The sequence below is a fragment of the Paenibacillus dendritiformis genome (genome assembly GCF_015845845.1).
GTDB classification, from domain to species: Bacteria; Bacillota; Bacilli; order Paenibacillales; family Paenibacillaceae; genus Paenibacillus_B; species Paenibacillus_B dendritiformis_C.
In genome coordinates this window covers 117223-143294 of record NZ_LDIG01000171.1, presented here as the reverse complement: position 1 = coordinate 143294, position 26072 = coordinate 117223, and the positions used below count along the sequence as shown (strand labels likewise).

The following is a 26072-nucleotide window of genomic DNA, read 5'->3' as shown; positions in this document are numbered from 1 at the left end:
CCGCCTTCACGAGCTTGCACGGCGCGCTCCCGGCATTCTCCAGCCGGTACGCGCCGACGCTGGCCGGCACGATATAGCTCTCGGCGTAGCCGAATTCCACCGCCTTCGCAGGGGCAGCCAGCGGTACAAGGCGCACCCCTTCGCCCTCGACCAGGTTATACATCACGAATTCGCCGTTCGTGTCGTCCTCCCAGCGGTCGATCAGATGAATGCGCTTCACGCTGAACAGCACCTCCTCATGCTCGCCGAGCAGATACTCCTCATTCCCGCCTTGGCGCCCGAGGAGCTGCGGCGCCGGGATGAGCCGCTGCCGAACCTCCTCTTCCGTCAAGCCGCCGTCGATGTTCCGCGCGGCATGATCGAGGTTGATCGGACGGGGCTTCCCGTCGAGATCCCGGCGCAAATAATCATAGATTTTGAAGGTGAACCACCAGGTCGTCGAGGAGATCTCGAGCACGAGATTGTCTTTCCCCGAGCAGTGGACCGTTCCCGGCGGGATGAGATACAGCGCGCCCTTCGCCGAATCGTATTCCTTGACGTACGATGCGAAAGGCAGCGGCACGCCCGTGTCCTGCGCCTCACGCACCGCGTCGAGGAAGCGCTCCGGCGTGGTGACGTCGGTCAAGCCCAGGTAGACTTTGGCATCGTTCAGGCGCTCCATAATGTAGTATGATTCCTGCTGCGTCATCCGCTCGTTGAACACGTCCTCGATATACGCCTGCTTCGGATGAACCTGGCAGGACAGATGACTGCCGCCGATCGTATCCAGATAGTCGAACCGGACCGGGAAATAGTCGCCGAACAGCCCGACGATGCGATCGCCCATGACGGCCTGATGCTCATACCCGAGCAGCAGCGTGAACGGCACCTCGATCGTCTCGCCCCGGTATTCCAGCAGGAGCGTGTTCTCGGGGGCGATCGGCTCGAAGCTCCAGGCGCAGTTGACCCATTCCGGGGGCAGTTCGCACAGCTCCTTCAAATACTGGCCGCCCCATACGCCCGGCGCGAAGAACGGCTTGACGCGGAACGGCTGCCCCGCCGCTTCCGCCAGCATACGCCGCAGGGCTGCCGTCGTCGTGATGACCGGCTTCGCGGGCCGGTTCAGATCGACATAATAATCGAAGCGGCCGAGATGCTTCTTCCGGTACGTCTCCCAGGCCGGCCATTCGAGGAACAGGCAAATTTTATACTTCTCCGTATGATCCCGGTTCCAGGAGAAGCCGAGATTGCGCAGCGATTGGCGGTGCTCCCGCTGCTGATATTCCCGGGACACGTCGCAATAGAACGACAGCCCGATTCGATCGCCGCCGAGCCACAGCGCGCCGGGGCCGCATAACAGCACCACCTGCTTGGCCTCCGGGTTCATGGCGGCATCCTGCTGCGCCTCGGCTGCCCAGCATGCGGCCGCGTCCGGGCGGAAATAGTCCGTGAACGACACATCGCTGGCCATATAACCAAAGGCGCGGTTGTCGGTAATATAGCGGTCGAAGCGGCGGCGCAGCTCGCTGCCGCCGTACAAATAATCTTCGGTGGAATAGACAAGAACCCGAATCCGCTCCTGTTCCAGCCGGTCTGCCAGCCGGGAGGCGACAGCTTGCACATTCGCGCCATGCGTCGCATCAAGCGCAATGTACAGAATCTCCTCCCTTCCGGCATGGCATGCGGCCAGGACCGCGTCCGCGATCCGGTCCATTCCCGTCTCCAGCCCGGACGGCACCCAGTCCAGCGGGCGGTGCCCCTCGCCGGGAACATCGGCGTGAATCCGGTTGCGTGGTAGCTTGTCGAACATAAAAAGCCCTCCGTTCCCTCTACAATGTGAGCCGTGAACTCTCGGGCAGAACAGGTCTGCCCGGTTCAAGCCCATTGTAGACAAAGTCAGGAGGGCTGTATTTGCACAATGCAGCTTTGTTTTTGTACAGAACGGACATCGCCCTAACGCATCGGCCCGGAACGACCTTCTGCGAAGCCGGAACGGCGGAAGCGCGCCGGGGAGACTCCCAGCTTGCGGGTGAAGACGCGCGTGAAGTAATGGACGGACTCGAAGCCGCACCGCTCGGCGATGTCCTTAATGGCGGTATCGGAAGAGAGCAGCAGGCCCTTGGCCAACTGGATGCGCCGCTCCTGCACATAGTGGACGAAGGTCTGCCCGCACTCCTGCATGAACAGCCGCGACAGATGGCGGGAGGAAATATGCAGATGCTGGGCGACGATATCCAGGGTCAGCGGCGCATTCAGATTGTCTTCGAGATAGAGCCGGGCGCGCCGGAACAGCTCGTTGCCCGGCCGCGGGGATTCTTCCTCCAGCGCCGGGACGGCGGGCAGGCCGGCGGCATCGGGCATGAACAGCGGCAGCAGCGAGGACAGGAGCGCATGAGCGGTGCTCCGCAGCAGCTCCGGAGGATAACGGAGATGCCCGCCCTCGGACAGCGCGAGGAGCGCCTCCCACAGCTTGGCTGCGGGCGTGGAGGATGCCTCCTCGAGGCAGGGAACGGCATCCTCGGCCAGACGGCGGAAGGCCTGGACATAATCGTCATGCGTCGCTCCCTCCTCGATGTCGAAGGCGACGAACAGCAGCGCCATGCCCGCCGTGCTGCGGATCTGATGCCAGACGCCCGGCCGCGAGCAGATGGCGCTGCCGGCGCGAAGCAGGTAATCCTGCCCGTCATCGGTGTATTCCCCTTCTCCATCCAGCACATAGCACATCTCAAAAAAGGAATGGCGGTGCACCGAATTGTTATAGTGCTTCGGCATGAAGCCCCAGTAATGCACGCGGAACCCGGCCGGTCCGGCATGCAGGGAAGTCGCGTGAACGTTCAGCAGCGCGTTCGCTTTTTTGAAGGCGGATAACAGGGACATCATCGACACTCCTCGATTTTTCGTTCATGGCTTGCTGTATCCTATTGTACACGGTGCGAACCCGCCCTTCATCCGAGCGGGCATGTTCCATTATTTACATGTATGCGCCATCACCTGAATCTGGTAAAATAAATAGCCGTGTGATCGAACGGAAGTTTGTCCGATCGGTGACGCAAAATCATGGAGTTTCCCGCTGTTCACATAAGATTCACATACAGCGCTTTCAAGCGCGGGAATGTTTGTGTTTTGTCACAGCTTTCCAAATCCGGATATGGGACAATATGGTTGAGCAAGGGAAGTCATCATCATATGGAGGGGACGGACAATGTTGTTAGCGGCAGATCGACCGGCACAGTGGAATGAAGAGACCGTTGAACGGCTGGAGACGCGGATGGCGGCATATCAATTGCTGGCCGACTTCCTGGGTCACATGCCAACGCTCGATGTCTTGATGTCATGGCGCAATCATGAAGGAATGAAGCGGTTATGCCGCCATTCCGAGGCTGCCCGCGACCTGTGCGCGTTGTTGGATAATTTGTCGGTAAGCGAATTGTACGCCGTATTCTCTTCCTTGCGCGATGAATATTACCGCTTATTCGGAAGCTCGGGACAGCTTCCTGTCACGCCTTGCGAGACGATGTACCGGGCCAACGAACAGAAGCTGCCGAAGAGCTACGCTCAGATTGTGCGGCAGAATTACGCCGAATTCAGCCTCTACTTCAAGAAGATGAATGGCGAGCCGGACGATCATATCGCCATCGAGCTGGAATTCATGGCCGTCCTGATTGGCAAAATGCTCGGCAATGTCATGACCGAAGAGCGTTACCGCCGTTATATGGACGGACAGCGGCGCTTCGTGCTGGACCATTTGACGCGCTGGGCTCCGCGCTTCGGCGAAGACTTGGCGCGGCATGCGGATCATCCGCTCTACCGCGCGATCGGGCGGCTGCTGGTGGAATTCATGGCCAGCGAGGCGGAGCGGGCCGGGCAGGCGGCGTAAGCGGCGGCGCGCAGGGTGTACCGCTACAGATAACAGAGCATCGGTCAAGGAATCGATTCGGATACACAAGACCTTTCTGCGGAAGGGTCTTTTTTTATATGATTTTCGGGGACGCCACCCCCGTATTCAAGGAAGCGCTTGTCGAATATAATAGGAAAAAGAAGAAATGGCGGCTATGCCGTACCTTACGTTACAAAATACACGGAAAGAGAAGCGCCGTTATGGCGTGAATGGGGGCCTCGTCATGAGAAGAGCGCTGCAAGTCGGATTATTTCTTATCCTGTTACTCGCTTTCGGTTATTACGTAAATGGCACGATTGGCCATAGTATCACGACGGCGCTGAGCATTATGACGACGCTCGCGGTCGTTACGCTGGCGATCATCATTTTTATGGAGAACCGGAATCCTTCCAGCACGGTCGCCTGGTTATTGGTGCTGGCGATGGTGCCTGTCGTCGGCTTCATCTTTTATCTCGTGTTCGGCCAAAATTACCGCAAGCGCCGCCGGTATACCCGGAAGGCGCAGCAGGACAAACATACCTATACCTTCGTAGAGAATGAGCCGAAGCAGCTCCGGGAGCAGGCGCTCGCAGCCATGACGCCGGATCAGCGCCATTTGCTCCGCCTGACCAGCCGCATCAGCAAGAGCCCGATTACGTTTGCGTCGGATACGCGCATCCTGAACAACGGCGAAGAAACGTTCGGCGCGCTGCTTGCGGAGCTGAATCAGGCCAAGCATCATATTCATATGGAATATTACATTTACCGCGATGACGACATCGGAAGCCGCATTGCCCAGATTTTGATGGACAAGGCCCGGGCCGGCGTCGAGGTCAGGTTCATGATCGATGCGGTCGGCAGCATGCACCTCTCCAAAGCCTTCCTGCAGGAGCTCCGAAATGCCGGGGTGCGGGTGGCTGTGTTCGGCAATGTGAAATTCCCGATCTTCTCCAATCGGGTCAACTATCGGAATCACCGCAAAATCGTGGTCATCGACGGCAATGTCGCGTTTATCGGCGGCCTCAATGTCGGGGATGAATATTTGAGCCGCAGCAAGACGTACGGCTTCTGGCGGGATACGCATATGATCGTGCGCGGGGAGGCGGTGCAGACGCTGCAGATCATTTTCCTGCAAGACTGGGCCCATACGAGCGGAGAGACGCTCTATGGAGCGGAATATCTCCAGCCTGAACCGGTTGAGGCGACCGCGGGCGCGGTGCAGATGATCGCGAGCGGTCCCCATCAGGAATTCAAGACGATGAAAAATCTGTTTTTCGCCATGCTGACCTCGGCCCGACGCTCGATCTGGATCGCGACGCCGTATTTCATTCCGGACGAGGACATTTTTACCGCGCTGCGGGTAGCGGCCTTGAGCGGCATCGAGGTGAAGCTGCTGTTCCCGGGCAAGCCTGATAAATGGCTGCCGTTTCTGGCTTCCCATTCCTATTTTCTGGGTCTGCTGGAGGCCGGCGTGCAAATCTATGAATATGAAAAAGGCTTTCTCCATTCGAAGCTCATCATCGTGGACGGCGAAGTGGCGACGATCGGCACCGCGAACATGGATATGCGCAGCTTCCACCTTAACTTCGAGGTGAATGCGCTGCTGATTCGGACGGAGAGCGTGGAACAGCTAATCCGGGAGTTCCAGCAGGATTTGGAGTCGGCCGTGCAAATATCCGATGAACAATTTGCCAACAAAAAAGTCATTACCCGTTTCCTTGAGTCGGCGGCCCGCTTGTTCTCGCCGCTGCTGTAGAACGGAGACGGGAGCCAGGCGTGGCTCCATGCCGGCTGGCGCCGCCGCTGTTCACTGCCGATCCCCAGGGAGCGGGCCGGGTCTGGAACAAGAGCGCGGGGGTGCTCCGGGACCGGCTCCCCGGCCGCGGGCCGGCTGCGGCGGCAGGCCGTCCGGCGATTGACTAGCGGAACCGAATGTGGCATCATGTAGCTAGTTAGATTTGAGAACGATTTTCATTATTATAGTTATTCCTGACTGTCATGCCGAACGGCAGACGCATGCGTTACGAGAACGGGGAGGGAAAAGCATGTCCATGATTCAGACGAAGTCGCTGACACTGGCCTATGGTGACGTGCCGATTATCGACAATCTTACACTGAGCATTCCCGAGGGGCAGATCACGGTCTTGATCGGCAGCAACGGGTGCGGCAAGTCGACCCTGCTCCGCTCGTTGGCCCGGCTGCTCAAGCCGGAGCAAGGATCCATCCTGCTTGATGGCAAAGATATCCATCAGTCCGGCACGAAGGCTGTCGCCCGCAAGCTGGCGATGCTCCCGCAGGGGCCGATGGCTCCGGAAGGCTTGACGGTGCTGCAATTGGTGAAGCAGGGGCGTTACCCGTACCAATCGTGGCTGAAGCAGTGGTCGGAAGAGGATGAGCGGCTGGTCCGCCATGCCATGCAGGTGACGGGGGTGGAGAGCCTCGCCGATCGTCCGGTCGACTCCTTGTCGGGCGGACAGCGCCAGCGCGCCTGGATCGCGATGACGCTTGCCCAGAATACGGACGTGATTCTGCTGGACGAACCGACGACCTATCTCGATATGAGCCACCAGATCGAGATTCTCGATTTGCTGTATGAGCTGAATCGAACCGAAGGACGCACCATCGTCATGGTCCTGCATGACTTGAACCTGGCCTGCCGTTACGCCCATCATATTATCGCCGTTCGCGACAAGGGCGTATATGCCCAAGGGGCCCCGGAGGATGTGCTTACGCCGCAGATGGTCAGAGACGTGTTCTGCATGGATTGCATCATCTGCGATGATCCTTTGTTCGGGACGCCGATGTGCGTTCCGCGCGGCAAAGGGCGGATATGCGGCGACCGGTGCGAACGGAAGGACGAATGCCAGGCGAATAATCTGCTCGCCACGCATGCCGGATAGCCGTTTCGAGGCGCGATATTGGCCGGGGGCATGACGGGAAGGACAGGATAGATGCGATACAGGTCATCGGTAAGGAATGCCGCTGGCCTTTTTGGTCTTGGCCTGGAAAAAGCGGAACGGGCGGCCTTCCGACGCGGCGGGATGAGGCGCCGAACGGCTTGGAGCCGTTACCTGTCGCGGGCCGGAACATGGTATGATAAGTCCATCTGCACATAGAATTGGAGAGGATTCGGATGTGGACGAATCGGAATGTATGGATTGTGCTCTGTGGCGAGTTCGTGGCCGGCCTCGGCTTATGGACTTCCATTATTGCCAATCTTGAATTTATGCAGCATCAGGTGCCTTCGGATTTCATGAAATCGATAATTCTCTTCATCGGCTTGCTGGCGGGCGTCCTGATCGGCCCCTACGCCGGAAAAGTCATCGATTCGTCCCGCAAGAAGCTGGTGCTGATCTATGCCGGTCTCGGGCGGATGATAGGCGTCTGCTTTATGTTTATTGCGCTGGCGACCGATTCCGTGCTGTGGATGGTGGTGTTCAACATTACGCTGCAAATATCGGCGGCATTCTATTTCCCTGCGCTTCAATCCGTGATTCCGCGCATCGTCGCCGACAAAGATCTGCTGACCTTGAACGGCGTACATATGAATGCCTCCACCATCGCCCGGATTATCGGCACCGTGCTCGCCGGCATGATGCTGACCGTCATGAGCCTGGCGTCGCTCTATGCGGCATCCCTGCTCGGCTATGCGCTTCTGCTCGTATCGACCTTCTTCCTGGACGTGAAGGAGGATTTGCCGTCCGGCAAGGCGGCTCCTGCGGGGAAGAAGAAGGGCGGAGGCTTCAAGGAGATCGTGCCGATGCTCAAGCGGATGCCGGTCGCGGTCATGGCGCTTGGGCTGTCGTTCATCCCGGGCTTGTTCATCGGCGGCTTCAATCTGATGGTCATCAACATCAGCGAGATCCATCATGACACCCAGATCAAAGGCTGGCTCTATGCGGTCGAAGGGATCAGCTTCATCGCGGCCGCCTTCTTCATGAAGCGCATCTCCGCCAGGGGCGGATTGCTCAAGCTGCTGTGTCTGTTCGCTCTCCTGAGCGCGCTGGGACATTCGCTCTTGTTCTTTGCCGATATTCGCGGGATGGCGCTGTTCGGTTTCGGTTTGTTCGGTCTCGCGGCGGGCTTCTTCTTCCCGTTGCTGTCGACGTATTTTCAGAAGACGATCCCGAAGGAATATCATGGCCGTTTCTTCTCGTTCCGGACGATGCTGGACCGGGTCATGTTCCAGGTCGTGCTGCTGGCGACGGGCTTCATGCTCGATACGATCGGGCTTTCCTATATGGTCCTCGTATTCGGCGGACTGTCGGCATTGTTTATCGCGTACGCTTATGTCCGCTCTTCCCGCATGCCGGAGCGGCCGCTGGAAGCGGTGCCGGATCCGGGGAGTCCTTCGATGTAAGTGGCGGGCTGTGGGCGGGAAAGAGGAATCGGACTGCTTTTGTTCGTGCAAAGCGGTCTTTTTTGTGCCAAAATCCTGTCTAGAAGGACATATTGCCTGAAAGAGGGCTTGCCTTCCGGCTGCCGGATTGGTAGGATGGTGCTGAAAGTGCTTTCATTTCACCATTTCGCCGTACAGGATGCGCTCCCTGCTGCGTATCCTATCGTATGACGTGCGGAGCCGGATTCGATCATGGATACGCGTAGAAGGAGGAATCGCGATGAAATATCGCAGCGTGTTTGACATCATTGGTCCGATTATGGTCGGGCCGTCCAGTTCACATACGGCGGGCGCAGCCAAGATTGGCCGCCTGGCCCGCAGTATATTCGGGAGACAGCCGAAGAAGGTTCATATTTTCCTGTACGGCTCCTTCGCGGAGACATATAAAGGCCATGCGACGGATGTCGCGCTTGTGGCCGGTCTGCTTGATTTTGATACGAATGACGCCCGTCTCCCCCAGTCGCTGCAATTGGCGGAGGAAGCCGGGATCACGGTCGAGATTACGGCCGAGGATGCGGTGCCGGAGCATCCGAACACGGCCCGTATCCGCCTGTCGGATGAGCAGGAGGCTATGGAGGTGACCGGCATCTCCATCGGCGGAGGGAAGGTGGAGATTGTCGAGCTGAACGGCTTCAAGCTGAAGCTGTCCGGCCAGTGTCCGGCCATCCTGATATTGAATCATGACCGCTATGGCGTAATTGCGGGGGTGACGCGGATTTTGAGCGAGGCCCGGGTCAATATCGGCCACATGGAGGTCAGCCGCAAGGAGAAGGGCAAAATGGCGCTGATGGTGATTGAGACCGACGAAATGATCGATGAAGCGATGTTCGAGCAGATTCGCGGACTTCCCGGCGTGAACCGCGTTCTCCGCATGGAAGATTGATGCGCTGTCCAATCTAAGGGAGAGGTGATGAAGCATGTTCCGCAATGTGGCTGAGCTGGTCGCGCTCGCAGAGGAACGATCGTGCAAAATAGCGCACGTGATGATAGAGCAAGAGATGGAAGTAAAGCGGATGACGCGCGAGGCGGTCATCGCCCAAATGGAGCGTAACCTCGATGTGATGGAGCAGGCGGTCGCGCGAGGGCTGTCCGGCGTGAAGTCCCACTCGGGCCTGACGGGCGGAGACGCCGTGAAGGTCCAGCAATATATCGCCTCCGGCAAAGCATTAAGCGGCGGTACGCTGCTCGATGCGGTCAGCAAGGCGATGGCGACGAATGAAGTGAATGCGGCCATGGGGCTTATCTGTGCGACGCCGACGGCCGGCGCCGCGGGGGTGGTGCCGGGGACGCTGTTCGCGCTCAAGGAGAAGCTGAATCCGACACGGGAGCAGATGGTGGAATTTCTGTTCACGGCCGGCGCGTTCGGCCTCGTCGTGGCGAACAATGCATCGATCAGCGGAGCGGCGGGAGGCTGCCAGGCCGAGGTCGGATCGGCAGCGGGCATGGCGGCCGCGGCGATTGCCGAGCTGGCCGGGGGCACGGCGCGGCAGGCGGCGAACGCGATGGCGATCGCGCTGAAAAATATGCTCGGCCTGGTCTGCGATCCGGTCGCCGGGTTGGTCGAGGTGCCGTGCGTGAAGCGCAACGCCTTGGGGGCGTCCAACGCGATGGTGGCGGCCGATTTGGCGCTCGCCGGAGTGGAGAGCGTCATTCCGTGCGACGAAGTCATTGAAGCGATGTTCCGCATCGGAGAGAGCATGCCGATGACGATGAAGGAGACGGCGCTTGGCGGTCTGGCGGCGACGCCGACGGGCATACGCCTGAAGAAGGAGATTTTCGGCGAACATTCGGGCTCCGGCGCGGCTGATTCCCCTCGGGCGGAGTGACGGCGAATGCCGGGCCGCGAGCTGGACGGCTTCGCGGGCAGGGCTTGGCCGAATCGCGCTCACCGTCTGTAAGGCCTTCGAACCGGAAGGAACTCCTTTCCGGTTCGAAGGCTTTTTTTAAAGAAGAGATGAACGTATACGATAGCGTCCATATTTGCTATGCTAATGATGCCGAAAAATCGCCGAATACGGCAGCAACGGATAGAGGAACGGCAGCGGACGGGTTGTTGTCCGCTGCATCGATGATATAGGAAGAGGATAAAGGAGGTTCGCTTTCACGATGGAGGAAAGGCAGCCGGCTCCGGGAGGAGCAACCGAGAAGCGCAAGACGGAGCATATTCGCATTTGTTTGGAGGAAGCGGTGAACGGCGTCGGGATCACGACGGGGCTCGAGCGTTACCGTTTCCTTCACCAGGCGCTGCCCGAGCTGGATTTCCGGGAGATCGATCTGGCGACGGAATGGCTGGGCAAGCCCGTTCGCACGCCTTTCCTTATCAGCTCGATGACCGGGGGCAGCAGTCTTGCCGCCCCGATCAACCGCCGGCTGGCCGCGGCGGCGGAGGCGCGGGGCTGGGCGATGGGCGTAGGCTCCGTCCGGGCGGCAGTGGAGAATCCGGAGCTGTCGGGCACATTCCGGATTCGGGATATCGCGCCGACCGTGCCGATCTATTCCAATATCGGCGCCGTTCAGTTGAACATGGGGATGGGAATCGAGGAATGCCGCCGCGCCGTGGAGCTGGTGGAAGCGGATGGGTTAATCCTCCACCTGAACGCGCTGCAGGAAGTGTTCCAGCCGGAAGGCGACGTCAACTTCGCGGGCTTGCTGCGGCGCATCGAGGAATTATGCCGCCGGCTGGACGTTCCCGTCGGCATCAAGGAGGTCGGCTGGGGAATCGCCGGTGATACCGCGCGGCAGCTCGCCGACGCCGGCGCGTCCTTCATCGACGTAGCCGGGGCGGGCGGCACGTCGTGGAGCCAGGTCGAGAAGCTGCGCGCGGGCGACCCGATTCGCCGCCGGGCGGCCGAAGCGTTCGCAGGCTGGGGCATTCCGACGGCGGAGAGCGTCCGGCTTATCCGGGCGGAGCTGCCGGAGCAGCCTCTGGTCGCGAGCGGCGGACTGCGCACCGGCGTCGATGCGGCGAAGGCGCTGGCGCTTGGCGCGGATCTGGCCGGATTCGGGCGCTCCCTGCTGGCGGCCGCCGCCGATTCCGAGGAGGCGGTGGACGAGGTGCTGGCGCAGGTGGAACTGGAGCTCCGGATCGCCATGTTCGGCATCGGAGCGGGCAGCATCCGGGAGCTGCGCGCCACGAATCGGCTGATGCCAAATTAGGCAAGCTTTGCTATAATGGACACATCCAGCGGCCACAGACCCCGAGCCTGTGGCTTCCTCTATGCTTCCGGCTCGCCGGGCCGGAGCGGTGTCCAACCTGCGCCTATGAAGCAATGAAGCACACCTCTCAGATTGTTCCACTCGCCATGCCAGAACTGTGAGTCGCATTCATTTATGGGAAATAAAAACTGTACCCTTACCTTGGAATATCCTTTATATTATTATCGGAATCACAATCAAACGTTCGGATTTTACGCATATCGCTCTCCTAAATTTGCCGAACGGGCGAATGTCGATACATATTAAACCAGGAAAGAAGGGTTGAAGCATGAAGCGATCGATGTTCAACTTTAGCACCAAAACGGTTGTTGCCATCGGGATTGGAGCGGCTTTATACGGTCTGTTAAGCACGATTACGATTCCGTTGGTGCCGCAGACGGGGCTGCGCCCGGCCATTGCGATTCTGACCATTTTCGGGGCGATGTTCGGTCCGATCGTCGGTCTGTTGAGCGGGGCCATCGGTCATATCATTACCGATTTGACTTGGGGCGGCGGCACGATCTGGTGGACATGGGTGCTTGGATCCGCGATTTCCGGATTCGGAATGGGGCTCGTTTACTTAAGCAAATCTTTCGATGTCAACGAAGGCCGTTCGACGAAGGGCGCCATCTGGACCCTCGCGATTACCGGTTCGCTGGCGCTGGCTGTCGGCTTCGGACTGTCCAGCATCCTGGACGTGTATTTGCTGGGAGAGGCGCCGGACAAAATGTGGCTCCAATTCGTTGCTTCGACCTTGGCCAACATCGCTGTTCATTTGGTGCTGGGCGTCTCGGCCGTGCTTGGTCTAATCCGTTTGAACCGCCGCAATTCGAATTTGCGGGTACTTAAATAAGCTGCAAGAAACAAATGGAGTTCCACGGCAGAGGTGGGGGCGCATGGCGGGATCGGAAGTCCCCCATGAGGCCTCCCGCCCAGCGGAACATGGATTGGCATGCAGCATGTGACAGGAGTTATCGAAATCATGAAGGAACCGCTTATCTCGTTTCGGGATTTTAGCTTTCAATATCGCAGCTTGTCCGAACCGACTCTGAAACATATCACTCTGGACATTTACCCGGGGGAGAAAATATTGATAGCCGGACCGAGCGGTTCCGGCAAGTCCACATTGGCCCATTGCATCAATGGGCTGATTCCGTTTACGTACGGCGGGACGATTAGCGGCGAATACAGCCTGCAGGGTCGGCGTCCGGCGGATATGAGCATCTTCGAGATCAGCCGCAGCGTCGGCACGATTTTGCAGGATCAGGACGGCCAGTTCATCGGACTGTCGGTGGGCGAGGATGTCGCCTTCGCGTTCGAAAATGATTGCATGCCGGTGGCGGAGATGAAGCCGAAGGTGGCCCGCGCTCTGGAGATCGTCGACATGCTGCCTCATATCGGACACAGCCCGCATGAGCTGTCCGGCGGGCAGAAGCAGCGGGTATCGCTCGCGGGCGTGCTGTCGATGGAGGCCGACGTCCTGCTCTTCGATGAGCCGCTCGCGAATCTGGACCCGGCCAGCGGCAAGCATGCGATGGCCTTGATCGAGGATATTCATCGGCAGACGGGCAAGACGATTCTCATTATCGAGCACCGCGTCGAGGACGTGCTGGAGCAGCCTATCGATCGCATCGTCATCATGGCGGAGGGGCGAATTGTCCGGACGGGAACCCCGGACGAGATTCTGGCTTCTTCCGTCATGAGCGCGCATGGCTTGCGCGAACCGCTGTATGTGACCGCGCTCAAATATGCCGGCTGCGAGCTGAAGCCGGAAGATCATCCGTCCTCGCTCGCGCAGGTCGGCGCGAATCCGGACTACCGTTCCCGCCTGGCCGCCTTCGTCGCCGCGGCCGATGCGGAGAAGCCGTTCCCTGAACGCGAACCGCTGATCGAGATGGACAATGTCCGCTATTCCTACGACGGCGAGCGCGAGGCCATTCGCGGAGTCAGCCTGACGATTGGTCAAGGTGAACGGCTGGCCCTGCTGGGCAATAACGGCGCAGGCAAATCAACCTTGTCCCATCTGCTGACCGGAATTGCGAAGCCTTCGTCCGGCTCGATCCGCTTGCTTGGTGAAGACACCCGCAGTTGGTCGATTCGCCGTCTTGGCCAGCAGATCGGCTATGTCATGCAGAACCCGAACCATATGATTACCCAGGCGATGATCTGGGATGAAGTCGCGCTCGGCCTGCGCGTGCGCGGGCTTGGCGAAGAGGAGGTCTCGGCCCGGGTCGAGGAGACGCTGCGCATCTGCGGCCTGCACGGCTATCGGGAATGGCCGATCTCCGCCCTGAGCTACGGACAGAAGAAGCGCGTCACGATCGCCTCGATTCTGGCGCTGGAGCCGCGGCTGATGATTCTGGACGAGCCGACGGCCGGACAGGATTACAAGCATTATACGGAATTTATGAGCTTCATCTCGCGGCTGGCGGACAGCGGGCTGTCCTTCTTGTTCATTACCCATGACATGCATCTTGCACTGGAATACACCGAGCGGGCCGCCGTGCTCTGCGACGGCGCCATCATCGCTTGCGGCGAGACGGCGTCGGTGCTCACGGATGTCTCCGCCATCGCGCGCGCCAATCTGAAGGAGACGTCGCTCGGCGCGCTGGCGCGGCTGACGGGCGCCTCTGCCCCGGACAGGCTTGTGCGCGATTTCATTGCACATGAGAAGAAGGTGAATCAGCATGAGTAAGGCGGGGATGCTCTACATCGATCGCAACACCCTGTTCCACCGGATGGACGGAGCGGCCAAGCTCCTCCTGTTGGCCGTGTGGACGGTCGCCGTCTTTTTGTTCCAGGATCTGCGCGTCTTCGTGCCGCTCTTCCTGCTGGGCATCGTCATGCTCGTCAGCGCGAAGCTGCCGTGGCGGCGCATCCGCCTGCTCGTCTGGCTTATGATTGTCTTCAACGTGTTCAACTCGCTGTTCACCCTCGTCGTGACGCCGGCTTATGGAAGCGAGGTGACCGGTTCGACGACGGTCATCGCCAATCTGGGCTATAACGTGCTGACGTTGGAGACCGTCATCTACGTATTGACCTTATCGATGAAATATATGTCCCTTATGCCGATTACGGTGCTCTTTATCTATACGACGCATCCGACCCGGCTGGCCAGCAGCCTGAACCGGGTGGGCGTGCCGTACAAGGTCGCCTATGCGTTCAGCATCGCCTTCCGCTACATTCCCGACATGCAGGCGGAATTCCGCAATATCTCGAATGCGATGCAGGCGCGCGGGCTCGGATTTGGCAAGGGAGAAGGCTCGTTCTCGCAGCGGCTGAAGCACTTTATATCGATCGCGATTCCGCTCGTCCAGTCCTCGCTGCACCGGATCGAGACGATTTCGAATGCGATGGATTTGAGGGGCTTCGGCAAGCATTCGCGCCGCACCTGGTATTCGGCCACGGTGTGGCAGCGGGAGGATTACGTCATTATAACGATTAGCGCCGTGGCGCTGATCGTGGCGATCACGGCGCGCGTCCAAGGATTCGGGACATTCTGGTATCCCTTCGCCTGAGGAATCGGCGCCGGAACCGAACGGGGCTGTCCCCTAAGCGGTCTTAGACTGCCGTGAGACAGCCCCAGCCTGTTGAACACGCCGTACCGCGTTTTGCCGAACAGGCCCGATTGTTCAACCATTCTCTGATTCGAATTAAGGGTTGGTTCGTCTTGTTTGAGTTTGCTCCGCTTGTCTGACCCTTTTTGCTTCCCCTTGCTATTCACCGGCCGAATTGCCGAAAAAGCTGCAGAAATCCAGTTTTCCTTATGGCGAGCACTCCCGTTACAGGCATTCCTGCAAAACTGCAGGACTTTCAGCCATGCTTATGGGTTGAAAGAAATAATCGTAAAAATTGCTGCGTTTTTGCAGGAAATTCACCGAATATCGACTCAAACCGCGGTAAATCCTGCGTTTACGCAGGATTTCACTATCTTACATACTTTCTGGCGCATTTTCTCTGCCGTCTTCTCCGCCTCCACCGTTGCCGCAATCCCGTCTTGTCCCTCTTCAAATTTAAGATTCTTATAGGATAGTCCCTTTGTTTTTTTGGCATAAGTATTGCAGTGAACCGGTGTTTGCGGGTAACCTAGAACAAATAGAGCAGAGCAAGGAGTGCAATCGGTACGCATGTCAAGACAACAAAAATCAATTTCTCGTCGCATCGACAAAAACAAAGATCAATTCAGCAGCTCTTCCGGATTTATTCTGGCGGCCATCGGCAGCTCGGTAGGGCTGGGCAATATGTGGAAGTTCCCCTATGTCACCGGCCAAAACGGAGGAGGGGCTTTTTTCCTTCTCTTTATCTTCTGCCTTGTGCTCGTAGGGCTTCCGGTTCTGTTGGGGGAGCTGACTGTCGGCCGGGCGGGCAGGGGCGATCCGGTCACGGCTTTCCGCAAGCTGTCCGGCAAGAAAGGCTGGGGCGCGATCGGATTTATTGCGGTGCTTGCGCCCTTTCTTATTTTAACGTATTACAGTACCATTGCGGGATGGACGCTTCATTATGCCTTTGAATCGCTGACGGGAGTCTTGTATGCCGATCCGGATTATGAAGGGCATTTCGCGGCCTTCACCGCCGGCTGGGGACCTGTGCTCTGGCAGTTGGCCGTACTTCTGCTGACCGGCTACATCATTGCCCGCGGGATTACCGGCGGGCTTGAGAAATTCAACAAAATCGTCATTCCCGGACTGCTGATCATTTTGCTGGTCATGCTGGTGTGGACCTTGACGCTGGAGGGTGCCGCCGAAGGCATATCCTACTTTTTGTATCCCGATTTTTCAAAATTGACGTTTCAATCCGCATTGATGGCGCTGGGACTTGCTTTCTTCTCCCTTTCACTCGGGATAGGAGCGATGGTTACGTATGGCGGGTACGTGGATTCGCATCAATCGCTGCCCGCGGCAACTCTGGCGGTCGGGGCCGGGGATCTGATATATGCGCTGATTGCCGGACTCATTATTTTTCCGACGACCTTCACGTTCGGAATCGAACCGAATTCGGGGCCCGGCCTTGTTTTCGCGGCGCTGCCCGCCGCTTTCGCCTCGATGCCGTATGGCGAGTGGTTCGGGGGGCTGTTCTTCATTCTGCTTGCCATCGCGGCGCTTACCTCTTGTCTGTCGCTGATCGAAGTTCCGGTAGCCTTCATTATTCAGCGGTTCCGGATAAAGCGCAGTTGGGCGACGATCCTTGTCATGGGCGCGGTGTATGTTATCGCCCTCCCCGCAACGCTGGCCGCCGGCGGCGTATTGACGGATTGGAAGCCGGGCGGACGCAATCTGTTCGATTGGCTCGACTTCCTCACCTCCAATATTATGCTGCCGTTAAGCGGCTTGTTCGTGACGCTGCTGATCGGCTTCGTCTGGACCGGGGCCAAGAAGGAAGCCGGGCTCCGTCCGTTGATGGGACGGGTGTGGGGAATGATGATGCGATATGTGGTGCCGATTTTGATCATTCTCATTTTCCTTTCTTCTATCGGCATATTGTGATGGCTGTCGCTCCCTTGTCCATGGCTCCGAAAAAAATGACGGCGAAGTGCAACATCTGCCAACCTGGGCCCGTCTGTAACAAAGAACGCGGCAATTCCCCCGCAATATTCGCATCGGGTGAAGCGCCGAACTTCCAGGAACAGGACGCGACAGGGAGGAATATCAAATGAAAAAGCGTACATGGACAAAAATGATATTGACGGTAAGCATGCTTGCGATGGCGGCCATGCCGTTGACTGCAGCGGCTCAAGAGAAGAGCAACAATGTGAAAGGTCAAGTCGTAAGCCAACAGGCAATTGAAAAAGGCAATAAGAATAAGGATCTTGATCGGCCGATTCAGCAGGACTGGCTCGCCACGAAAGGCACAATGGAAGAGATCCGCATCAATAAGGACGGCGCTTACGTCACGGTTACCGGCGAGGGCGTGCAGGATAACGCGCAGGATACGATAATACTGGCCTTGACCAAGGATACGGTGATTGTGGATCAAAACGGAAAGAAGGGGCATTTGCATCAAGCCCTGAAAAAAGGCTGGACGGTGACCGCTTGGTACGGTCCGAAGCTGACCCGCAGCATTCCAGCGCAAGGCACGGCGGAAAAGATCGTCATCGAACGCCCAAGCAATGGCAATGACGAGCAAAAGAACGAAAAGAAAACGGATGGCATCATCGTGAACGCAAGCAAGGATCGGGTCGAGCTGCTGGGCGAAAATCCGGTTATTCTGAACATTACCGACAAGACGGTCATCAAGGATGAAAAGGGCAATAAGCTGACAGCCGATGCGCTCAAAAACAATGTCCGCGTTGAAGCCCGCTACAGCGCGGTGATGACGAAGAGCCTGCCTCCGATCAGCAATGCCTCCAGCATCGTGGTGAAAGAAGAGACGGTTCGCAAGACGGGCACGATTCTGGACGTGAATGCGAAAGACGGCCAAGCGTCGATTCGCCTGGATGCGGATTCCGACGGGAACACCAACAACGATATCGTGTTATCCGTCAATAAGGATACGACGATCGTGACCAAGGACGGCCGGGAGCTGAAAGTAAGCGAGCTGAAGGCCGGCCAAAAAATTATCGGCTTCCATGCGCAAATTATGACCATGTCCTTGCCGCCGATGAGCTATGCCTATCAAATTGTAGTAACGGAGTAAAATGAGGAACGAGACAGTCCGGCCGGATGGATTCTGGCCGGACTTGTTTTATGTCTTCAGCAGGTACTCGCTTGATTTGAAGATATTCCTGCGTTCCGGCCTGCTGCCTCCGAATCCATGGGGAGAAAGCTGCGGGGAAATGGATACGCCTCCTGCCGCGCAAGGCAGCAGGGGGCGTTCCATGCTCTCTATTCGAAAAGGGGGAGAATGTCATGCTAGTATAGATTTCACCGCTTTGCAGGCGGTTGAAACGCCAGTTCTTCACTTTTTGGAGCGAATGCGGCCTTGCGGGCATTTTCTTTTCGACATTTTCCGATATTTTTCAGTAACTTCCCGGGCCTGAAGTGATATAATGGCAATTAAAACCACGGCCCCGATGGAAAGGGCAGGCATATGGAGGAGAGAGTAATGGGGACGGCTTATGATGCGGGATGGCTGCATGCGTTCGGCTCTGGAGATTATATGCCCGAATTGCTCAACGTGATGGAGAACGGTTCGCGGGAGCAGTCGGCTGATGCGGCCCATTCGCTATTCGAACAATTATGCAGCGACGGCAATGAGATGGATATCGCCGTCTGCGGATTGATCCATTCACTGATCGATATTTTAACCGTGCAGAACAAATCAGTGGCGAAGCCGACGATTTTGAACGGCATCGCCCAAGTGCTGCGTCTGACGGCAACCTGCCGGCTTCCCTTCGGGGTTACGCCGCACTCCCGGATCCGGGACGAGGCCGGGGAGGATGAAGCCGAGCAGTTGGCCGGACGGTGGCTGACGGCACTGCGGGATCGGTTCGCGGAGTGGACCGCGCTCCTGCATGAAGACGAGCAGACGGCGATTCAGGCGATTTATGTCATTCATCTGATGCAGGACGCAGCGCCGGAAGCGGAGGATATGCTGCTTCACGCCGCTTTGCACTCGGAATCGCAGCGCGTTCGGCTGAACGGGCTGATTGCGCTTGCCGATTGCCGCCGCCGGCTTCATAAGCCGTTCAATCCTTCGCTTGCGTTCGGTCAACACCGCGACGATGTAAAAGAGGAAGCTATCCGTTCCATCTGCATGGCATTGGCCGGGCGGGAGCAGTTGGGACAGAACGAGTGGGAGCATTTGATTCAAGGCTGCGCCCTGCCGCGCCTCGACCGGAGTCAATTCCCGTGGGCCGATGGCGCCATCTCTTCCGTATGCGCCCAGGCGGCATGCCTCTCTCTCGCCCGATCCGCATCGCGCGAGGAGCGGGCCGAATTTTGGATGAAGGCATTGGAGCGGACCATTCAGGCGCATCGCCAGCGCTCCCGTCAGGTCGTCTGGGAAATCGGGGCCTCGACGGTGCAATGGGATGAAGAGTGGCTGCAGTGGAATTGGAACGGGCCGATGCTGGTCGCGGACGGGATGCTGTCCTCCTTGTTCGCGGGGGGACGCGAGGCCGAGATTGAACCGGAGAACGAGCTGCCTATCGTCGCGAAGGTGATCAAGCTATGCCTGCAATATCAGGTGGAAATGCCGAATGCCGGACGGTATGGAGCAAGCCGTCTGATACGAAGCCTGTACCGTTATCTGACCTAGACCTCCTCGGCTTCGGCTGCAGGGAAGGCCGCCTGCGGCGGCCCGCCTTCCATCGGCTTACCGGCCTGCTGGCCGCAATGGAGAACCCCTTATTTGTCCCTTGCCCGTCTGTCGGGAAGCGGATTGACCGACTTGGCATCTTCGACGTTATCGTTCACGAAGGCCATGTCCTGGTTTTTGGCATTCATCCGCGTCGTGCCTTTGTAGTTGCCGCGATGCGTTTTATTTTCCATCGTTCTTGCACCTCTTTCTTCCTGAGCTTATATTTATGGATGCGGGCGGTTATAGGAGCCCGGTTCTTACTTTTCGCTGATGGCGGATGACTTATCCGCTTGATGCGCACAGCGGTTCAGCGGCTTGGGGCTTTCCGAATTCCCCCGGAACCGGCGAAGCCGCCTTGCCGGAAGGTTCATGCGCCCGGCATCGCCAACGGAGCGGGGACCGAACGGGGAGCCGAACCCGGCAGATGTAGACATTTCGGAAAAAATCCAGTCGATGACTAGGTTTTTTTTGTGTTGTTGGTTATAATGGTTAAGGAATTTTTGCGTCCTTTTTTACAGTAATGGTCAACGACAGGGCAAGGCGTGAGCCTGCCGGCACAATGGACTTATGGATAGAGCACATCGAATGAAGGAGTTGTCATTATAAATGGCTTTGAAAGCTGGTATCGTCGGACTGCCGAATGTCGGCAAATCGACGTTGTTCAATGCGATTACGCAAGCGGGGGCGGAATCCGCCAACTACCCGTTCTGCACGATCGATCCGAATGTCGGCGTGGTGGAGGTTCCCGATGAGCGTCTGGACAAATTGACCGAACTCGTCGTACCGAACAAGACGGTGCCGACGGCATTCGAGTTCGTCGATATTGCCGGCCTGGTTCGCGGCGCGAGCAAGGGCGAAGGCCTTGGGAACAAGTTCCTGGCCCATATCCGCGAGGTGGACGCGATCGTTCACGTCGTCCGCTGCTTCGAGGATGAAAATATTACGCATGTGGACGGCAAAGTGAATCCGGTTAGCGATATCCAGACAATCAATCTGGAATTGATTCTGGCTGACCTCGAATCGGTCGAGAAGCGTCTTGAACGGACGAAGAAGAACATGAAGAGCGGCGACAAGAAATTTGCCCAGGAGGCCGAAGTGCTCGAACGCCTCAAAGAAGTGCTCTACAATGATCAGCCGGCTCGCAGTCTGGATCTGACCGATGACGAGAAGCTGCTGGTGCGCGATCTGCATCTCCTGACGATGAAGCCGGTGCTTTATGCGGCGAATGTGAGCGAGGACGGCGTAGCGGACGCGGACAAGAATCCGTACGTGCAGCAGGTTCGCGACTTCGCGGCGAAGGAGAATGCGGAGGTCGTGCCGATTAGCGCCAAGGTCGAGGCGGAGATCGCGGAGCTGGACGGCGAGGACAAGGAGATGTTCCTGCAGGAGCTTGGACTTGAGGAGTCCGGTCTGAACCGGCTTATCAAGGCGGCTTACCGTTTGCTTGGGCTGTATACGTACTTCACCGCGGGCGTGCAGGAAGTGCGCGCGTGGACGATCCGCAAGGGCATGAAGGCTCCGCAGGCGGCGGGCGTCATCCATACCGACTTCGAGCGCGGCTTCATTCGGGCGGAAGTGGTGTCTTATGACGATCTGATCGCGGCCGGATCGATGAACGCCGTGAAGGAGCAGGGCAAGCTGCGGCTGGAAGGCAAGGAATACGTCGTGCAGGACGGAGATATCATGCACTTCCGGTTCAATGTATAGATAAGAGCATGCGCCGATTGCCCGGCGGCGGCATATTGTTGTTGATAGCCTCGGGCCATTCGGTTCAGTTGAAATATCGGTTAATCTGAAATCATTGAAAATAAGTAGCAAGTTGCATATCAGAAAGAGGTGAACGTGATATGTTGGACCGTCTGCAATCTTTGGCGGATCGTTATGATAAATTGAGCGAGCTGCTGTGTGATCCGGATGTGGCGAACGATCCGAAAAAGCTGCGCGACTATTCGAAAGAACAGTCCGATTTGCAGCCTGCGTACGAAGCTTATATGGAATACAAAAACGTGATAAGCGAGCTGGATGCGGCGAAAGCCATGCTGCAGGAAAAGCTGGACGATGACATGCGCGAAATGGTGAAGATGGAAATCGAGGAACTGGAGGAGCGCAAGGTCAAGCTGGAGGAGCGCATCCGCGTGCTGCTGCTGCCGAAGGACCCGAACGACGATAAAAACGTCATCGTCGAGATTCGCGGCGCGGCCGGCGGCGACGAAGCGGCGCTGTTCGCGGCCGATCTGTACCGCATGTATACGCGCTACGCCGATGCCCAGGGCTGGCGCACGGAGCTGATGGAAGCGAATATCAGCGATCTGGGCGGATTCAAGGAAGTGATCTTCCTCGTCTCCGGCAAGGGCGCATACAGCAAGCTGAAATACGAGAGCGGCGCGCATCGCGTGCAGCGCATTCCGGCGACGGAATCGGGCGGCCGCATTCACACTTCGACCTCGACCGTCGCCGTCATGCCGGAGATCGATGAAGTCGAAGTGGAGATTCTCGACAAGGACATTCGCGTCGATACGTTCTGTTCGTCCGGCGCCGGCGGGCAATCCGTCAACACGACCAAGTCGGCCGTGCGGGTCACCCACATTCCGACGGGCATCGTGGCGACCTGTCAGGACGGCAAGTCGCAGAACGATAACAAAGTAAAGGCCCTTCAAGTGCTGCGGGCCCGGATTTATGATATCAAGCGGCAGGAAGAGGAAGCGAAATACGCGGGCGAGCGGAAAAGCAAGGTCGGCACCGGCGACCGGAGCGAGCGCATCCGCACGTACAACTTCCCGCAGAGCCGCGTGACGGATCACCGCATCGGCCTGACGTTGCATAAGCTGGATCAGGTGATGAACGGCGATATGGAAGAGATTATTCAAGCGCTGACGCTGACCGAACAGGCCGAGCTGATGGAGCGGGAGAATCACGCATGAGCCGGCCTGGCGGATCGGAGCGGGGAGCGCAAGGCTCCTTCCGCCTAGCCTGGCCGTTAACGATAAGAGAAGCCTGGGTGCAGGCTTCTTCTTTTTTGGCGGCCGGCGGGGTGGAGGATGCGCCGCATCATGCGGAGCTGCTGCTGCGCCATGTGCTTGGCTGGGATCGGGCGGCCTATCTCGTGCGGCTGCCCGATCCGATGCCCGAGGCGGCCTGCCGTCCGTACGAGGCCGCGATTGAACGGCGGGCCGGAGGCGAGCCGACCCAATATATTATCGGGGAGCAGCATTTTTACGGCCTGCCGTTCGCCGTGTCTCCGGATGTGCTGATTCCGCGTCCGGAGACGGAGCTGCTGGTCGAGGCGATCGTGGCCGAAGCGGATCGCCTCTGGCCGGCGGGGACCGTGCTGCGGGCAGCCGACATCGGCACCGGCAGCGGGGCCATCGCCTGCACGTTGGCGCATCTGCGTCCGTCCTGGCAGGTGACGGCGACCGACATCTCGCCCGCGGCGCTCCGCATGGCGCAGTACAACGCCGAGCAGATCGGCGTGGCGGATCGCCTGAGCTGGCGCGAGGGCGACCTGTTGGCGCCGCTCGCCGGCGGCGGGCTGGACGTGCTCGTGTCCAACCCGCCGTATATCCCGGCCGCCGAGATTGGGGGGCTCATGCGCGAGGTGCGCGATTATGAGCCTCGCACGGCGCTGGACGGCGGCGCGGACGGGCTCGACCCGTACCGCCGCATCGTCGCCATGCTGCCCCTGCTGGGGTGCCCGCCGCGCCTCATCGGCTTCGAGGTCGGCCAGGGCCAAGCCCGCGACGTGGCCGCGCTCCTGGAGGCGGGCGGCTACGGGGAGCGGCTCGTCATCGTGCCGGATCTGGCCGGCATCGAGCGCCATGTCCTCGGCGTGCGCGCCATCCGGCCGGACGATGAAGAGCTGACGGGCGCCGCGGCGGAGCCGTACTCGGCACGGCAAGACAGTTGAGCGTTCGGGGCCAGGGCGGCTATTGATCGAATCTCCCAATGATGCGTGTGAGCGTGAATTTCGCTAGACAAGATTGTGTTTTCATATATTGATAGAGTTCCTCTTCTTGGCGGCCTGTCTCTCAGGCAGGCTCGGGGCGCGGGACTCTATTTTTTTATTCTATGAATTGCGAGGTACCGACGTTTAATCCTTCCGCTGCCGGACATACTGATAGACAAGAGGCGCGCCCAACCTCACAAGGAGTAGAAGAACATGAAATCACGGATGTTCGTACTCGGTCTCCTGCTGGCCGTTATCGCCGCAGGAACATGGATGCGTTGGGATCAAGGCCGCGCGGCAGCGGCTGTGGAGGGAGCAGGCTTGGCAGGGATAACGGCGGCGGAAGCCGGAGAGAGACCGGGAGCGGCGATACCCGAGGATGCGATTCGGCTGCGCGTGCTGGCGAATTCGGACACGGACGGCGATCAGCGGGTGAAGCGGCTGGTGCGGGATCGCATCGTCGAGCAATTGAACGGCTGGCTGCGGCAGCAAGCCGCGCCGCAGACGCGGGAGGAGGCCCGGGAATTCATCGCTGGCCATCTCGAGGAGCTGGAGCGCACGGTCACGCGGGCGCTTGCGGAGGAAGGCATGCCGTATTCGGCGGAGCTGACGCTGGGCGAGGTGCCATTTCCGGCGAAGCTGTACGGCGGTCAGGTATATCCGGCGGGCATGTACGAGGCGCTGCTCGTTACGCTGGGCGCGGGGGAAGGACAGAACTGGTGGTGCGTACTGTTCCCGCCGCTTTGCTTCATTGACGGCGATACGGGTCAGGCGAAGGCCGATTCCGGTGCCGGAAGCGAAGGCGACTCGTCGGCAGCGGCGGGGCAGGACGGAGCTCCGGCGGGCGAAGCAAGCGGGACGGCCGGAATGGACGGCGGATCCGCCGTCTCGGGAGCGGAGCCAAGTACGGATGACGGAACGGAAGTGCGCTTCTTTTTATGGGATATGCTGGTGAGCTTGTTTCTATGGCTGGCAGAGGTGTGGAATGCCCTTATCGGTTAAATTATAGGTTCCTCTGTTTGGTTATCGGCATGAATAGCGATTGCTATCGTTGCCGCACGTTTGCGGGCCGGCCGGACGGCGCCGCATGCTGGACGAGCTCTCGGCAATTGTGGTACAACTAGAAGAAGACATCAATTCGACGGGATGGACTGGGAGATGCCGAAGCTCTTTTGGCATCTTTCTTGCGTTGATCCCCATCTGAGAGAATAAGGAATGAACGTCATGAATCGAATTAATGAACCGAAGCTTGCCGATCAGGCTCCGGAGGGTGCAGCCGGCCATAAGGGCGAAGCCACGAAGCGCTGGACGGTCGATGCGAAGCAGCCGCTCGAGGGTCAGCCGGCCATTGTGGAGGCCGCAGCCCTGCTGGCCGCGGGCGGCACGGTCGCCTTCCCGACCGAGACGGTCTACGGCCTTGGCGCCGACGCTCGCGACACGCGTGCCGTCGAGCGCATCTTCGCCGCCAAGGGCCGCCCGTCCGACAACCCCCTCATCGTGCATATCGCCGATATGGCGATGCTGGATGAGCTGGTCGAGCCGTTCGGCGGGACGGCCCGCCGCCTGATGGAGCGCTTCTGGCCCGGTCCGCTTACGATTGTGCTCCCGGCGCGCCCCGGAGCCGTGTCGCCGCGAGTGACGGCGGGCCTCGACACGGTCGGCGTCCGCATGCCGGCGCATGATACGGCGCTGGCCTTGATTCGCGCCGCCGCTTGCCCGGTGGCCGCGCCGAGCGCCAACCGGTCCGGCCGCCCGAGCCCGACGCGGGCCGAGCATGTCGCCGAGGATCTGGATGGCCGCATCGGCGGCATTGTCGACGGCGGTCCGACCGGCGTCGGCGTCGAATCGACCGTCGTGGAGCTGCACGGCGACCGCATCCATGTGCTGCGCCCCGGCGGCGTGACGACCGCTATGCTGCGCGAGCTTGCCGCCGAGGTCACGATCGACCCGGCCGTCGATCCGGACGGCGCGCTGGCGGCTCCTGCGGCCCAGGAGGCCGGCGAAGCGCTGGCGGCGCCGCGCTCCCCGGGCATGAAATACGCACACTATGCCCCGCAAGGCACGCTCGCGATCGTGCAGAGCGCCTCCCCGGAAGCCGCGGCCCGCCGCATCCAGGAGGAGCTGGACGCCGCCCGGGAGCGCGGAGAGCGAACCGGCGTGCTCGCCTTCACCGAGCATGCCGCGGCCTACCGCGCGGATGTCGTCGTGCCGCTGGGCAGCGTGTCCGCGCCGGAAGAGGCCGCGCATCGGCTGTATGAAGGGCTGCGCCGCTTCGACGAGGAAGGGGTCGGCTTCATTATGGCGGAAGCCTGCTCCACCGAAGGGATCGGATTGGCGGTCATGAACCGGCTGCTGAAGGCTGCCGGCCACCGCGTCATCCGCTGCTGAACGGGCCGGGATATCCGCTGCCCGCCTCGAAGGACTTGTCATCATTGCCTTCT

The 26072-nt window shown here is 59.2% G+C and carries 21 protein-coding genes; 18 read left to right on the top strand and 3 right to left on the bottom strand.

Annotated elements, in window-relative coordinates; all coding sequences use genetic code 11:
- Window positions 1-1789: class I mannose-6-phosphate isomerase (locus ABD76_RS18145; RefSeq protein WP_197258607.1), on the bottom strand; the 1789-nt coding region annotated here is incomplete at its 3' end.
- A gap of 143 nt (window positions 1790-1932) precedes the next feature.
- A complete protein-coding gene (locus tag ABD76_RS18140) occupies window positions 1933-2856 on the bottom strand; it encodes an AraC family transcriptional regulator (protein WP_197258606.1) in 924 nt (307 codons plus the stop codon).
- 325 nt (window positions 2857-3181) lie between these two features.
- Here ABD76_RS18140 and ABD76_RS18135 point away from each other — a divergent pair, with 325 nt between their 5' ends.
- The 13 genes from ABD76_RS18135 to ABD76_RS18075 all read left to right on the top strand — a co-directional run bounded on the left by ABD76_RS18135 (window position 3182) and on the right by ABD76_RS18075 (window position 19646).
- Complete coding sequence (locus tag ABD76_RS18135; protein ID WP_197258605.1) at window positions 3182-3856, top strand: TorD/DmsD family molecular chaperone; 675 nt, start codon at window positions 3182-3184, stop codon at window positions 3854-3856.
- A gap of 244 nt (window positions 3857-4100) precedes the next feature.
- Window positions 4101-5612 (top strand): cardiolipin synthase, encoded by a 1512-nt coding sequence (gene cls / locus ABD76_RS18130; protein ID WP_197258604.1) that lies wholly within the window; start codon window positions 4101-4103, stop codon window positions 5610-5612.
- Window positions 5613-5901: 289 nt separating this feature from the next.
- Window positions 5902-6756 carry an ABC transporter ATP-binding protein gene (locus ABD76_RS18125; protein ID WP_197258603.1) on the top strand — a complete coding sequence of 285 codons (855 nt, stop codon included), beginning with the start codon at window positions 5902-5904 and terminating at the stop codon, window positions 6754-6756.
- A 233-nt stretch (window positions 6757-6989) separates the two neighbouring features.
- The gene (locus ABD76_RS18120; RefSeq protein WP_197258602.1) at window positions 6990-8216 is read left to right on the top strand and encodes an MFS transporter; all 1227 of its coding nucleotides are present in this window, start codon (window positions 6990-6992) and stop codon (window positions 8214-8216) included.
- A gap of 259 nt (window positions 8217-8475) precedes the next feature.
- A complete protein-coding gene (sdaAB, locus tag ABD76_RS18115) occupies window positions 8476-9138 on the top strand; it encodes an L-serine ammonia-lyase, iron-sulfur-dependent subunit beta (RefSeq protein ID WP_197258601.1) in 663 nt (220 codons plus the stop codon).
- Window positions 9139-9172: 34 nt separating this feature from the next.
- On the top strand, window positions 9173-10081 hold the full coding sequence (sdaAA, locus tag ABD76_RS18110) for an L-serine ammonia-lyase, iron-sulfur-dependent, subunit alpha (protein WP_197258600.1): 909 nt from the start codon (window positions 9173-9175) through the stop codon (window positions 10079-10081).
- 280 nt (window positions 10082-10361) lie between these two features.
- Window positions 10362-11411 (top strand): type 2 isopentenyl-diphosphate Delta-isomerase, encoded by a 1050-nt coding sequence (fni, locus tag ABD76_RS18105; RefSeq protein ID WP_197258599.1) that lies wholly within the window; start codon window positions 10362-10364, stop codon window positions 11409-11411.
- Window positions 11412-11739: 328 nt separating this feature from the next.
- The gene (locus ABD76_RS18100) at window positions 11740-12303 is read left to right on the top strand and encodes an ECF-type riboflavin transporter substrate-binding protein (RefSeq protein WP_197258598.1); all 564 of its coding nucleotides are present in this window, start codon (window positions 11740-11742) and stop codon (window positions 12301-12303) included.
- A gap of 129 nt (window positions 12304-12432) precedes the next feature.
- Window positions 12433-14145, top strand: coding sequence for an ABC transporter ATP-binding protein (locus ABD76_RS18095; RefSeq protein WP_197258597.1), 1713 nt, complete (start codon window positions 12433-12435; stop codon window positions 14143-14145).
- The gene (locus ABD76_RS18090) at window positions 14138-14968 is read left to right on the top strand and encodes an energy-coupling factor transporter transmembrane component T family protein (protein WP_197258596.1); all 831 of its coding nucleotides are present in this window, start codon (window positions 14138-14140) and stop codon (window positions 14966-14968) included. The genes ABD76_RS18095 and ABD76_RS18090 overlap by 8 nt, the downstream gene beginning before the upstream one ends.
- A 609-nt stretch (window positions 14969-15577) precedes the next feature.
- Entirely contained in the window at window positions 15578-16933 is a 1356-nt protein-coding gene (locus ABD76_RS18085; protein ID WP_197258595.1) for a sodium-dependent transporter, read from the top strand.
- Window positions 16934-17099: 166 nt separating this feature from the next.
- A complete protein-coding gene (locus ABD76_RS18080) occupies window positions 17100-18083 on the top strand; it encodes a hypothetical protein (protein WP_197258594.1) in 984 nt (327 codons plus the stop codon).
- Between the two features lie 408 nt (window positions 18084-18491).
- Window positions 18492-19646: a hypothetical protein gene (locus tag ABD76_RS18075; protein ID WP_197258593.1), complete on the top strand. Its 1155-nt coding sequence runs from the start codon at window positions 18492-18494 to the stop codon at window positions 19644-19646.
- 89 nt (window positions 19647-19735) lie between these two features.
- Here ABD76_RS18075 and ABD76_RS18070 read toward each other — a convergent pair whose 3' ends face one another.
- Window positions 19736-19879: a hypothetical protein gene (locus tag ABD76_RS18070; RefSeq protein ID WP_197258592.1), complete on the bottom strand. Its 144-nt coding sequence runs from the start codon at window positions 19877-19879 to the stop codon at window positions 19736-19738.
- Between the two features lie 415 nt (window positions 19880-20294).
- Between ABD76_RS18070 and ychF the strand changes: the two genes are divergently transcribed.
- The 5 genes from ychF (at window position 20295) to ABD76_RS18045 (ending at window position 26019) form a co-directional block, all read left to right on the top strand.
- Entirely contained in the window at window positions 20295-21395 is a 1101-nt protein-coding gene (gene ychF / locus ABD76_RS18065) for a redox-regulated ATPase YchF (RefSeq protein WP_197258591.1), read from the top strand.
- A 140-nt stretch (window positions 21396-21535) separates the two neighbouring features.
- The gene (gene prfA / locus ABD76_RS18060; protein WP_168182706.1) at window positions 21536-22609 is read left to right on the top strand and encodes a peptide chain release factor 1; all 1074 of its coding nucleotides are present in this window, start codon (window positions 21536-21538) and stop codon (window positions 22607-22609) included.
- Entirely contained in the window at window positions 22606-23592 is a 987-nt protein-coding gene (gene prmC / locus ABD76_RS18055; protein ID WP_242069623.1) for a peptide chain release factor N(5)-glutamine methyltransferase, read from the top strand. The genes prfA and prmC overlap by 4 nt, the downstream gene beginning before the upstream one ends.
- A gap of 252 nt (window positions 23593-23844) precedes the next feature.
- Window positions 23845-24633, top strand: coding sequence for a stage II sporulation protein R (gene spoIIR, locus ABD76_RS18050; RefSeq protein WP_197258590.1), 789 nt, complete (start codon window positions 23845-23847; stop codon window positions 24631-24633).
- Between the two features lie 213 nt (window positions 24634-24846).
- Entirely contained in the window at window positions 24847-26019 is a 1173-nt protein-coding gene (locus tag ABD76_RS18045; protein ID WP_197258589.1) for an L-threonylcarbamoyladenylate synthase, read from the top strand.
- Window positions 26020-26072 lie beyond the last annotated feature (53 nt).

What these genes read in the sequence shown, in the direction of transcription:
- ABD76_RS18070 (WP_197258592.1), bottom strand. Translation starts at nt 19,879, where the DNA reads ATGGAAAATAAAACGCATCGCGGCAACTACAAAGGCACGACGCGGATG.
- ABD76_RS18135 (WP_197258605.1), top strand. Translation starts at nt 3,182, where the DNA reads ATGTTGTTAGCGGCAGATCGACCGGCACAGTGGAATGAAGAGACCGTT.
- spoIIR (WP_197258590.1), top strand. Translation starts at nt 23,845, where the DNA reads ATGAAATCACGGATGTTCGTACTCGGTCTCCTGCTGGCCGTTATCGCC.
- ABD76_RS18100 (WP_197258598.1), top strand. Translation starts at nt 11,740, where the DNA reads ATGAAGCGATCGATGTTCAACTTTAGCACCAAAACGGTTGTTGCCATC.
- ychF (WP_197258591.1), top strand. Translation starts at nt 20,295, where the DNA reads ATGGCTTTGAAAGCTGGTATCGTCGGACTGCCGAATGTCGGCAAATCG.
- prmC (WP_242069623.1), top strand. Translation starts at nt 22,606, where the DNA reads ATGAGCCGGCCTGGCGGATCGGAGCGGGGAGCGCAAGGCTCCTTCCGC.
- fni (WP_197258599.1), top strand. Translation starts at nt 10,362, where the DNA reads ATGGAGGAAAGGCAGCCGGCTCCGGGAGGAGCAACCGAGAAGCGCAAG.
- prfA (WP_168182706.1), top strand. Translation starts at nt 21,536, where the DNA reads ATGTTGGACCGTCTGCAATCTTTGGCGGATCGTTATGATAAATTGAGC.
- sdaAB (WP_197258601.1), top strand. Translation starts at nt 8,476, where the DNA reads ATGAAATATCGCAGCGTGTTTGACATCATTGGTCCGATTATGGTCGGG.
- ABD76_RS18085 (WP_197258595.1), top strand. Translation starts at nt 15,578, where the DNA reads ATGTCAAGACAACAAAAATCAATTTCTCGTCGCATCGACAAAAACAAA.
- ABD76_RS18090 (WP_197258596.1), top strand. Translation starts at nt 14,138, where the DNA reads ATGAGTAAGGCGGGGATGCTCTACATCGATCGCAACACCCTGTTCCAC.
- ABD76_RS18045 (WP_197258589.1), top strand. Translation starts at nt 24,847, where the DNA reads ATGAACGTCATGAATCGAATTAATGAACCGAAGCTTGCCGATCAGGCT.
- ABD76_RS18140 (WP_197258606.1), bottom strand. Translation starts at nt 2,856, where the DNA reads ATGTCCCTGTTATCCGCCTTCAAAAAAGCGAACGCGCTGCTGAACGTT.
- ABD76_RS18095 (WP_197258597.1), top strand. Translation starts at nt 12,433, where the DNA reads ATGAAGGAACCGCTTATCTCGTTTCGGGATTTTAGCTTTCAATATCGC.
- ABD76_RS18120 (WP_197258602.1), top strand. Translation starts at nt 6,990, where the DNA reads ATGTGGACGAATCGGAATGTATGGATTGTGCTCTGTGGCGAGTTCGTG.
- sdaAA (WP_197258600.1), top strand. Translation starts at nt 9,173, where the DNA reads ATGTTCCGCAATGTGGCTGAGCTGGTCGCGCTCGCAGAGGAACGATCG.
- ABD76_RS18080 (WP_197258594.1), top strand. Translation starts at nt 17,100, where the DNA reads ATGAAAAAGCGTACATGGACAAAAATGATATTGACGGTAAGCATGCTT.
- cls (WP_197258604.1), top strand. Translation starts at nt 4,101, where the DNA reads ATGAGAAGAGCGCTGCAAGTCGGATTATTTCTTATCCTGTTACTCGCT.
- ABD76_RS18075 (WP_197258593.1), top strand. Translation starts at nt 18,492, where the DNA reads ATGGGGACGGCTTATGATGCGGGATGGCTGCATGCGTTCGGCTCTGGA.
- ABD76_RS18125 (WP_197258603.1), top strand. Translation starts at nt 5,902, where the DNA reads ATGTCCATGATTCAGACGAAGTCGCTGACACTGGCCTATGGTGACGTG.